The organism is Treponema sp. (assembly GCF_045657965.1).
Lineage (GTDB): Bacteria > Spirochaetota > Spirochaetia > Treponematales > Treponemataceae > Treponema_D.
Map to the genome: position 1 here is coordinate 1 of NZ_JAZOUG010000300.1, position 6,262 is coordinate 6,262.

Sequence of the window (6,262 nt, forward strand, 5' to 3'; positions counted from 1 at the left end):
TTTTGTTTCTTCTTCATCAAGTTCTGTATCTTCATTTAGTTTTAACTTTGCTTCTGAAATTTCTTTAACAGCAAAATTAAGGAAGTCAATTTTTTGAGCCTTATCTCTGTCATCACTGTTCATTTCATCTAAAAGTTTTCGCTTAGAAACTAGTTGTGAATAAAGTGATGTGAATTCCTGAACTTTATCTGTGAGACCTGCATAAGAATCCAAAAACTTACGGTGCTCACTTACCTTCATAAGTGACTGATGTTCATGCTGACCATGAATATCAATTAGAAATGAACTGAATTCTGCTAAATCAGAGCGGGTAACAGGAGAACTTCCAATCCAGGCTCCGGATTTTCCATTTTCACGAATTACCCGACGGAGCAAAACTCTGCCGTCTTCGGTTTCAATTCCATGTATACTAAGCCATTCAAAAGCATTAAGCGGTTCTTCATCTTCTTTTAAATCACGTACTGCAGCAGGAGCCATTCCAAGATAAAATGTACCCGAAACACTTGATTCATGTGCTCCACCTCGAATCTGCTCTACACCAGCCTTGCCGCCAAGCAAAAAAGTAAGGGCACCAATTAAAAGAGATTTTCCGGCACCTGTTTCGCCGGATAAAACTGTAAATCCGGAACCAAATTCTACATATGCTTTATCAATCAAAGCAAAATCTTTAATTGTTAAATCTTCAAGCATGCTGTGGACCTCCAGACCAGTTTAATTTTGAGCGAAGTGCATTATAAAATTTTTCTTTTGTGCAGCCAATAAGCCGTGCTTTTTCTTCTATCTGATGGATTTTAATTACATCGCCCACGTGTAAATCCACAGGAATCTGACCGTCAACACTTATGACAACATCGGAAATGCGGGACGGTAAAATTTCAATTTCAATCTGCCCCTCCGGACTCAATACAATCGGCCGGCTGGAAAGAGAAAAAGCGTTCATTAAAGTTAAAACCATGGCATCTAAGCCAGGATCAATAATAGGACCGCCGGCACTTGCAGAATATGCTGTAGAGCCGGTTGCCGTTGAAATGATAATTCCGTCAGCTTTTATTTCACCAAGAGGAACTTTGTCATATAAAACATTGAATGAAATAGTATGTGCCGCAGTTTTACCGCAGATTACAATATCATTTAAGCCGGTTGCTGTAAGACGACGCTGCCCGGCACGGAGCAAATCTGCCCGAAGCATTCCCCTTTCATCAATTACAGAATTTCCAGCCAGAAAATCATCAAGTTCTTTTTTCCATTCATCCCGCTGAACACTTGCGATAAACCCGAAAGAACCAAAATTAATCGGAAAAATAGGAATTCCAAGAGAAGCACATCCGCGGGCTGCAAACAAAACAGTACCGTCACCTCCCATTGTAATTACAAAATCATAGCCATAAAAAGGATACTGCTCAGAAAAGCCGTTAAACACAAAAATATCTGCCTGAATCTTCAGTTTTCTGAGATAAGCCTGTATTTCTGAACCGAGACTTTTTGATTCTTCTTTAAAACTATTCACTACAATGAGAGACTTTTTTACCTGCATAATTCTTTTTATTTACGGCAATGTTCCCAAAACTTTTGCAATTTTTGTTGCAGCTTCAGACCCCAATCTTGGATAAAGCGGAAAAAGCACACAACGAAGATAAAGTGACTTTGCATGAATAAAATTTGCACGTTCCTGCTCATCAAGCAGAGAAATTACAGATTTTTCATATGCCGGTCGTACTTCTACATCTTTTCGGGAAGCATATTGCTTAACATCCTTAAAACTTCCATTCAAGACTACCGGAAAAGACCAGATTGTTGAACAGTCGCCGTCACCTCTGACAAAAGTTTTATTTTTGCCGCTCATAAGTGATTTCTGAAAAATAGCAAAAAGACCCTTTCTAGCCTGTTCGTTACGGGTAAATTCTTTAAGCTGAATATAGGCTAAAGCGCTGTTCATATCACCTAAAATATCAGTTTCTGGCGCTTCATCTGTAAATTTTTTAAGGACAATCCATTCACGCCTTTTTGGAGCAAGAAGCACCGCCCCGCCACCAGAAGTAACAGTATCTTCAGATTCAAGTCCAAGAATAGCAAAAAGACCTGCCATACCGGCTTTTTTAGATTCTATTCCTTTTTCAGAAGCAGTTTCTTCGGCAGATTCTGTAAAAGACGGATAAACAGCTCCAACAGAATGCGAAATATCTTCAACAACAGGCACACCCAAATCCAGAATTTTCTGAATTTCAGGCAGGATACCCATATTTTCGCTTAAAAGCAGAATCCGCCCGCCATTTTTAAGGCCTTCCTGAACAATTTCTGAAGTTACAAGCCCGGTATTTTCATCAACATCAAGAACAAGCGGAACAAATCCCAGATTTTTTACAGCAGTATAATGCCACGACGGCGCCAGAGCTGAAATCATAACAGACTGCCCTGCTTCCAGATTTAATGCTTTTGCTACATAAGAAAAAGCAATTGCAGGACTTCTAAAAGCCACCGCACCGTCACAGCCGGTAAATTCTTTAACAGTCTGAATAAATTTTGCGTTTAACTCGCCTGGTCCCAACTTTTCGTCAACCATGCAAGTTAAAACAGCATCCATTTCTTTTCTGCGGATAGTAGAGCTAAATGTTTGAATCATTATTCTTCGCCACTACCTTCGCCAGGAGCAATAATTTTTTGAAGTTCTTTAGCATTAAACAAGCGTCTGATATCAAGCATGATTAAATATTTATCTTCCTGACGAATAACGCCATGAATATATTCAGTACCAATACCAGAAATCATCTGAGGCGGATCTTTAATGTCTGCTGTATCTATAGTTACAACACGGGCAATACGGTCAATTATAATACCAATTCTGTTATTCTCGATGTTGAGAATGATAAATCCGCCTTCAAATTCTTCATCTCCTTCATCAGCAGCCAGTTTTTGAATCTGAAAACGTTTATGAAGATTGATTACCGGAATAATTTCGCTTCGAAGATTAAAAATTCCCTCAACATAGTACGGAGCATTCGGTATAGGACGAACCTTCGTTACTTTTACAATCTCTTTTACATCCATGATGTCTACACCGTAGATTTCACCGCCAAGCTGGAATGTAACTAACTGAATTTGTGTATTTTCTGCCATATTTCCTCCGAATTACTCACCAAGTAATTTTTTTGCTTCCAGGAATTCTGAAATACCTGTAGCAACTTTTTTTGCTTCACGCATTGCCAGAACTACAGTTGCCGGCTTATGAACGACATCGCCGCCTGCAAAAACGCCACGTTTTGTTGTCATTCCGTATGGTTTTTGTTTTGTGACTACGAAACCGCCTTCATCTGCATCGATTCCTTCTGTTGTACTGATAATGCGTGCTGCAGGACGGGAACCAATTGCAATAAGAATTTTATTTGCAGGAATAACAACTTCACCTTCTGGTGTCTGGCATTTAAGGCCTTTAACAACACCGTTTTCACCAACATATTCAACAGGAGCATGCTCCCATTTAAAGTCAACACCATCTGAAATTGCACCATCATATTCAGCTTTTGCGGCTTTCATAAATTCTACTGTTTTACGGTATGCAACAGTAACTTTTTTTGCCTTCATGCGGACAGCTGTACGGCAGGCATCCATTGCAACATTACCAGCACCAATAACAATAACTTCATCACCTTCATCAATTGGTACTTCTGATTTTTCGACATTTCCATCCTGATAAAGGCGAACCATTCGAAGCAGGTAATTTGACTGGATAATGCCTTTGAGTTCTTTGCCAGGAATATCAAGATCTTTAGAAAGAGCTGTACCGGTTCCAATAAAGACAGCATCAAAGCCGTTTTTGAAAAGATCATCAAGAGTAAGATCTACGCCGACCATTGTATTTGTAACGAACTGAACGCCTAAATCAGCGATTTTTTTTGTTGTATTTCGAACAACATCTTTTGGAAGACGGAATTCCGGGATTCCGTAAAGAAGGACACCGCCCGGCTCACTTTCACCTTCGTAAACAACGACTTCATATCCTTTGCGTGCCAGATCACCTGCAACGGTAAGACCTGCAGGACCGGAACCTATAACAGCAACTTTACCGCCGATTTTTTCGATTTTCTTTTCACGGTTAAGATTAAGATTATTGTCAAAATCAGCAGTAAAGCGTTCAATCATGCCGATTTTAATACCTTTTCCAGCCTTTGCAAGAACACAATGACCTTCACACTGATTTTCATGCGGACAAACACGTCCGCAAATAGCAGGCAGATTACTTCGCTGTGCAATAATACTTGCTGCCTCGCCAAAATTACCAAGAGAAACCGCATGATTGAAAGCCGGAATGTCATTTTCGATTGGACAGCCGGTGCGGCAAAGCGGCTTAGGGCAGTTCAAGCATCGTCGGGCTTCAGCGATTGCTTCCTGAATTGTATATCCTTTAATTTCTTCTTCCATAACTTAATTTAGACCTCATTAAAAAAATTCTAGTACTTATAGTATAACGATAGATTCTGTAAATTGCAAATTCAATCTACAATAAATAAAGTTATTGAATAAACTTTCTCCACACCAAGTTCTTTCAAATTTCTTGCACAGGCTTCAATTGTTGAACCGGTTGTAAGAACATCATCAATAATCACAAGGTTTTTTTCCATTTTGGGAATCAGCTTACTGATTTTTTTTCTGCTTTTTAATGTATATGACAAAGAAATTCCTTCAATTCTTTGAAAGCGGTCTAGTTTTTTCTGCTGTATATGAGAAAGACGGGTTAAAAGCCTTGTAACTTTTATATTCCACGCTTTTTCCAAATAAAAGCATATTTCTTCAATCTGATCCCAGCCTTTTTCACGAATTTTTCCTTTTCTAGGCGGAACTGGAACAACAGTCAGCGGAAGGCCTGTTTTTTCTTTAAGATATTCAAGTTTTTTATAAATTAAAGCTGCAAAATAAAAGGAAAGGGCTCTTTTATTCTGCATCTTCCAGGAAAAAAGCAGGTATTTTTTCCAAAGCTGATAACTATGAATTGAAAAACAGCCGTCAAGATTCTTTAATATCTGTTCTTCTTTACAATGTGAGCAGAGATTTATTTCGCTTATAAGCTCCCTCCCGCATACAGTACAAGTCTCAGTAAAATCAGTATTTAAGAATAATTTGAGACATTTTTTACAGAGCGGAATACGGAGAGTACGCTTTGAACAGCAGAGACAGTTTTCGCCACCCAAAAATAATGAAAACAGAGACTGAATAATAACAATAAAGCCATAATAAACAGAAAAAGCTCTGTTTTTAATGAGGAATTCATTTTTCATCATAATATTATTGGCGAAAAAATGAATTCTTGGGCAGGAAATCAGAAAAATTATTGTCCTGTGAGCTGTTTTTTCCAGCGCGCAATTAAATCAAGTGCCTGTCTTGGAGTCATGTCATCAGGATCAGAGCTTAAAATTTCATCAAGTATCAACTCCTCATCACTGAATAAACCTGGCATTGAAAGAGACTTTTCCAGAGTTTTTTCAGAACCTGAACTCTGTAAAGTCTGAAGCGGCGAGGTTTCAAGTGAAGATGAATCAGAGCGCTGTATTTGAAGGGAATTTAATATTTCATTTGCACGCTTTATTACACTTTGTGGAACACCGGCAAGTGAAGCTACATGAATACCGTAAGAATTTTCACTGGCACCTTCTTTTATTTTTCTTAAAAATGTAATTTTGTCATTCTGTTCACTTACTTCCATGCATAAAAGTTTTAAATAAGGATGATTTAACCGGGTCAATTCATGATAATGGGTTGCAAATAAAGTCTTACATTTTAAGGCATTGAGCAGATATTCAGAAACAGCCCATGCAATGGAAAGTCCGTCTTCAGTTGAAGTTCCCCGGCCCACCTCGTCCATAATAACAAAAGACTTTTCTGTGGCACTTCTAAGAATAAATGCAGTTTCTGTCATTTCAACAAGGAAGGTCGATTCACCGCGCGCAAGATTATCGCTTGCCCCTACCCTGCAGAAAATACGGTCAACAACACCAATATGAGCCTGAGCAGCAGGCACATAAGAACCAATCTGTGCAAGCAGTGCTATAAGTGCATTTTGACGCAGGTAAGTTGATTTTCCGGCCATATTAGGTCCTGTAATCAAAGCAAAATACGGCATTGCTTCAGCATTATTTTCGTTTGAAAGTTCTAAATTATTAGGAACAAACTCACCGTCAGGTAAATGCATTTCTACAACCGGATGACGGCCTGATTTTACAAAAAAATCTTTTGAATCATCAACAACAGGCTTCACCCAGTTATGCAGAAT

General features: G+C 38.7%; 7 protein-coding genes. All 7 read right to left on the bottom strand.

Annotation, left to right across the window (positions count from 1 at the left end; genetic code table 11):
• Positions 1 to 690 (bottom strand): AAA family ATPase (locus ACKI5B_RS11490; protein ID WP_407428883.1); only part of this gene is annotated, 690 nt, incomplete at its 3' end.
• Complete coding sequence (locus ACKI5B_RS11495) at positions 683 to 1,534, bottom strand: NAD(+)/NADH kinase (protein WP_407428885.1); 852 nt, start codon at positions 1,532 to 1,534, stop codon at positions 683 to 685. The genes ACKI5B_RS11495 and ACKI5B_RS11490, both read right to left, overlap by 8 nt.
• Positions 1,535 to 1,546: 12 nt before the next feature.
• Positions 1,547 to 2,623: a DegT/DnrJ/EryC1/StrS family aminotransferase gene (locus ACKI5B_RS11500; RefSeq protein ID WP_407428895.1), complete on the bottom strand. Its 1,077-nt coding sequence runs from the start codon at positions 2,621 to 2,623 to the stop codon at positions 1,547 to 1,549.
• Positions 2,620 to 3,114 (bottom strand): chemotaxis protein CheW, encoded by a 495-nt coding sequence (locus ACKI5B_RS11505; protein ID WP_407428887.1) that lies wholly within the window; start codon positions 3,112 to 3,114, stop codon positions 2,620 to 2,622. The genes ACKI5B_RS11500 and ACKI5B_RS11505 overlap by 4 nt, the downstream gene beginning before the upstream one ends.
• 12 nt (positions 3,115 to 3,126) lie before the next feature.
• A complete protein-coding gene (locus ACKI5B_RS11510) occupies positions 3,127 to 4,416 on the bottom strand; it encodes an NAD(P)-dependent oxidoreductase (protein WP_407428889.1) in 1,290 nt (429 codons plus the stop codon).
• A 71-nt stretch (positions 4,417 to 4,487) separates the two neighbouring features.
• Positions 4,488 to 5,273: a ComF family protein gene (locus ACKI5B_RS11515; protein ID WP_407428891.1), complete on the bottom strand. Its 786-nt coding sequence runs from the start codon at positions 5,271 to 5,273 to the stop codon at positions 4,488 to 4,490.
• Between the two features lie 47 nt (positions 5,274 to 5,320).
• On the bottom strand, positions 5,321 to 6,262 hold a 942-nt coding region (locus tag ACKI5B_RS11520; RefSeq protein WP_407428893.1), incomplete at its 5' end, for a MutS-related protein.